The following is a 5184-nucleotide window of genomic DNA, read 5'->3' on the forward strand; positions in this document are numbered from 1 at the left end:
CAGTATCCTCAGGGCTTTTTATTTGGTAAATACAAACCCTATAACGGGGTTATGCAGCAATATCTTTTCTTTTATTCTAGAAGTAATGGTCTATAATGGCATGAACAAAGGCAGCGCCTCGTGCGCTGCCTTTTCGTATCTAAACCTTTATATCAACTATTCTTGAGTACTGTAATAAGTCCTTCGTAGTCTGCATCTCCGCGAAGCTGCTTGTATTCATAGTTCCAAAGTTCGTTAACTTTGCTTTCCACTTCCTCTTGGGACATATCTACAGCGGTACAATTGTAATAAAATGACTCGGAGTATGACATATCTTTGTTGGCGTCAAGCTCTTCATCAGAAGGAACACCATCCTTGTCCTTATCTTCAAAGAAGTTTGTTTTTTCGTAATAAGAGGTTACTATTTCCTGACCTTCACGTGGCATCATGAAGTAGGCGTAGCGGATTGCACCGGCGTAGTCTGAATTCTCATTTAAGTAAACATTTTTGCCAGGTGCATATTCGTAGCCATAATTACCCATTGCGCCCCAGCCCCATTTCTGCATGAGGCAGTGGATGTGGCCATTTTCAAAGGTGAAGAGGGATACACTACTGGCACCATTTATTATTAGTTCTGGAATAGCATCACCGTTGCCATCAACAAGGCCGTATGCGTAGTCATATTCGCTGTTAGCAAGGTTGTAAAGCTTGGCAACCTGGGCATAAGCCTCATTATAGGTGTTGTATACTGCATCAGTATTGTTGCCAAGCAGGGCTTTCTTAATCTTGCCAAGAGTTATATCACCATCAATCATTTTCTCGATTGCTTCATCAGCTTCACACTGTTCGTAGTAATAGTTTGAATCAACTGATTCAAAAAGTGTAAGGTGTCGACCATCGTCAGAATCACCGATGCATACAATATCTTTTCTACCATCGGCATTGAAATCAAAGAAACCAATTGCGGCTATGTCTTTAATTTGAACAAGCTTATCATTTCTGGTTCCTGAAAGAGTACCTGTTGCGACCTCGTTGCCATCCTTGGTCAATATGAAACGAGCTGCGCTTGAATAGCCTTTGTAGGTAACGAAACGAAGGGTATCGCCATTATCATTTAAATCAATGTCAAAAGTCTGGTCTGGATCACAACCCTCATCCCACTGAATGGCATTGGATTTGACTACAAGTCCATCAACATCTTTTGTAAGGGTAACAATCCTGTCTGCGGATCTGCCTATATGGGAATCGTCATTCATCTGAAAGCGAAGAGTATAGTCGTTTCCATCTTTTTGGCCAGAGACACATTTATATTCTTTGTCTTCATAACTCCAATGGTAGTTATAGAATGAATCATATTTATCCATATAAGTCCAGTGAAGAGTACGTCTATCAGAATTAAGGGCTTCACCAGTATGCTTTAAGGCAAAATCTTCAAGGTCAGGTCTTCTTACTATAACGAAGTGATCGCTGATAAAGAAGTCATAATTAGTTAATTTCTGATAGTCTTTTACTTCCTCTGTTTCGCCATCTTTTTCGTTGTAAGCATTTATTCCGCCTCCGGCTGCCACAACAACATCCCAGTCGATTTGAGAAGTATTGCTAAAAGACTTGGTTAGAAATCCGTTGTACTCAGGTGTGTTGAAAAGAGCTGTAAACTCGTCAAGTTCTTCTCTTGTTACAACGTTTGGATCAACTACAGGAGCTTCGGTAGAGGCGGTAGTTGACTCATTTTCTGTGGGTTTTGTAGAAACAGAAGTGTTTGAATCTGTAGAACTGCTCTGAGAAGCTTCGGCTGTTGGAGCTGCATCGCTATTTTCAGTAACTGCAGCATTGCCACATCCAGCTAATAAAAGAGTCAGTGCAAGTGTAGGAATAATATGTTTGAAATTCATATTATGTCTCGCTTTCTTATGTATGTGTTTTCTGAAGTTTGACGCTAAAGAAAACATCCTTATCTATAATAATAAACAATCCTTTAATTGCAAATGTTGAGCCCCAAAAAGAATTGTGATTATCAAAAATAATTATAGTTCACTGCATCGAAATTAGAGTAATTCCAATTTCCGATGTCTAAATAAATAGTTATTGGAATAAAATGCATCGAAAAAGAATAAAACAGAAAAAGCGATGTATAAATCTAGCTATTCAAGGATCTTTATGGCATCGGAATATAAGAGGTGGTCAAATTTTGATGCAATAGCCAGACTGCTCTCTGTCCCCAAAGCATCGATATCGGATGAATTTACAATAATTGATGCATACAAGTGCAGATTAATCGTGTTACAAGTTGAGCCAATAATGAAATAAGTACAGGCAAGCTCTTTGATATATTTGTACATATACAACTTGCCAAAATTGTACATATTAGTCATTGACGTGGCATTTGCAATCACACTACAATGATAGACGTATTGAGGGGCTTAAATATAATCACAAAATGTGTACAACTTGCCATAAAGAATACAAGTTTGAGACATGTCCGGTAATACTACTAACAAATCAGCCCAGTAATACATCAATAAATATGATCGAGTGGTGATCTCATTGGCTAAGTATCAGAAGATTATAGATTGGATAAATGAGAATATAGACAGTGGAAGGCTCGGATCAGGGGACAAGATTCCTTCTGAGAATGAGCTGTGCGAGAAGTTTGGGTTGAGCAGACAGACCGTCAGACATGCTATCTGTCAACTGGCTGAGGACGGAGTGCTTGAGAGCAGGCGCGGAAGCGGAACTTACGTAGCTGACCAGCATGCTGAGGATGGCAATAAGTCGGTGGTGGCGGTTGTTACAACCTACGTTGATGACTACATTTTCCCCAGCACCATCAGAGGAATCGAGAGTACACTTAGTGCCAAGGGCTATTCCATGCAGCTTTCTTTTACCAACAATACAACTGGTAAAGAGAGACAGATTCTGGAAGACCTGCTAGATAGGAATGATGTGGCCGGTGTTATCATGGAGCCAGTTAAGAGCGCACTTCCTAATCCCAACATAGGTCTTTACCGCAAACTCATCGACAAGGGAATGAAATTTCTTTTTATAAACAGCTATTATCCTGAGCTTGATATGCCTCACGTTTCTATCAACGACGAGGAGAGTGCCTACAGAGCAGTTAAGGCCCTGGCAGAAGCTGGACACAAGAGCATCGGATGTGTACTCAAGCTTGACGATGGACAGGGAAGAGAGAGATACCGTGGATATTTACGCGCAATGACAGAGTGCGGTCTTTCTTTTACCTATGACCATGTGAACTGGGTGGACACCATAGATATCAAGGATGGTAAAAGAGCTCTCTCAAGAGTAAGAGAAAGACTCAAGGGCTGCACTGCAGTGTTCTGCTACAACGATCAGGTGGCGGGGCTTCTCATGCAGGTTCTCATAGATAATGGAATGAAGCTTCCAAGGGATATGTCAGTAATTGGAATGGACGATTCAGACATGGCCAAGATCGGAGTTAACGGAGTGGCTATTTCTTCGATTCCACATCCTAAGGCAAGGCTTGGTGAGAAGGCAGCACAGAACATGATACGTCTCATACACAGTAGCAGTAAGTTTGGAAGCGCTACCTACGAGTTTACAGAGGACGTTATTTTAAGGGATTCAGTTAGAACAATCTAATGAACATAAAGAGTAAGAGGATAAAAAGGAGAGAATGATTATGGGTGATGTAAAAAGTTTGATTGCTGAGGGCAAGACACTTCTTGGTATCGAGTTTGGTTCAACAAGAATCAAAGCGGTACTCACAGACTATGAGTATAATCCAATCGCATCCGGCTCACACGGCTGGGAGAACAGACTGGACAACGGTATCTGGACATATACTCTTGATGATGTATGGACAGGACTTCAGGACTGCTACCAGAAGCTGGCAGAGGATGTTGAGAAGCAGTACGGGGAGAAGCTTGTCAAGATCGGAGCTATGGGCTTTTCAGCTATGATGCATGGCTACATGGCTTTTGATAAGGATGGAGAGCTTCTTGTTCCTTTCAGAACATGGAGAAACACAATTACAGAAAAGGCTTCTGACGAGCTTACAGAGCTCTTCGGATATCATATTCCACAGAGATGGAGCATTGCTCACCTCTATCAGGCAATTCTTAATGGTGAGGAGCACATCTCCAAGATCGACTTCTTCACAACACTTGCCGGCTACATTCACTGGCAGCTCACAGGCGAGAAGGTTCTGGGCGTAGGCGATGCATCAGGTATGTTCCCTATCGATTCCAAGACATGTGATTACAACCAGAAGATGCTTGATCAGTTCGACGAGCTCATCGCACCTAAGAACCTTGGCTGGAAGATCAGAGACGTACTTCCTAAGTCACTTCCTGCAGGTGCTGCAGCAGGTACCCTATCAGCAGAAGGAGCTAAAAAGCTTGATCCTACCGGAACTCTTCAGGCAGGCGTACCTGTATGTCCTCCAGAGGGAGATGCTGGAACTGGTATGGTTGCTACAAACTCAGTTGGTGTTAGAACAGGTAACATCTCAGCGGGTACTTCAGTATTCTCAATGGTAGTTCTGGAGCACAGCCTTTCAAAGGCATATCCTGAGCTTGACCTTGTAACAACTCCAAGTGGTGAGGAAGTTGCTATGGTACACTGCAACAACTGTACTTCAGATCTCAATGCATGGGTAGGACTCTTCAGAGAGTTTGCAGGTGCGATCGGACAGGATATCGACGACGATACACTTTACGGAACACTTTATCGCAAGGCTATGGAAGGCGACGCAGACTGCGGCGGACTTCTTGCATATAACTACTTCTCAGGCGAGAGCATCACAGGCTTCAACGAGGGAAGACCTCTCTTTGTAAGAAGACCTGATGATAAGTTCAACCTTTCTAACTTCATGAGAACACATCTTTACACAGCACTTGGTGCCCTTAAGGCAGGTAACGATATCCTTATGAAGGAAGAGAACGTTAAGGCTGACTTCTTCTTTGGTCAGGGCGGTTTCTTCAAGATTAGAGGCGTTGGTGACAGAGTAATGGCTGCAGCTCTTGATACTCCTATCAAGCTTATGGAGACAGCAGGAGAGGGCGGCCCATGGGGACAGGCTATCCTTGCAGGCTTCATGCTTCAGACGTCAGCAGGCGAGACTCTTGAGAACGTCCTTAACAACAAAGTATTCGGATCTGGTAAGGTTGAGACCTTCGAGCCAGTTAAGGCTGATGCAGAGGGCTTTGATGAGTTCATGAAAGA

3 protein-coding genes are annotated in these 5184 nt (G+C 42.7%); 2 read left to right on the top strand and 1 reads right to left on the bottom strand.

From position 1 onward, the window contains the following. Nucleotides 1–152: 152 nt before the first annotated feature. On the bottom strand, nucleotides 153–1871 hold the full coding sequence (locus IJI01_RS06760; RefSeq protein ID WP_292187745.1) for a hypothetical protein: 1719 nt from the start codon (nucleotides 1869–1871) through the stop codon (nucleotides 153–155). A gap of 652 nt (nucleotides 1872–2523) precedes the next feature. Between IJI01_RS06760 and IJI01_RS06765 the strand changes: the two genes are divergently transcribed. Both IJI01_RS06765 and IJI01_RS06770 read left to right on the top strand, forming a co-directional pair. Continuing rightward, complete coding sequence (locus IJI01_RS06765; RefSeq protein ID WP_292187748.1) at nucleotides 2524–3600, top strand: GntR family transcriptional regulator; 1077 nt, start codon at nucleotides 2524–2526, stop codon at nucleotides 3598–3600. 40 nt (nucleotides 3601–3640) lie between these two features. Further along, nucleotides 3641–5184, top strand: a 1544-nt coding sequence (locus IJI01_RS06770; protein ID WP_330623091.1) for a xylulokinase, incomplete at its 3' end; no start/stop codon positions are given.

This window comes from Butyrivibrio sp. (assembly GCF_017433805.1).
GTDB lineage: Bacteria > Bacillota > Clostridia > Lachnospirales > Lachnospiraceae > Butyrivibrio.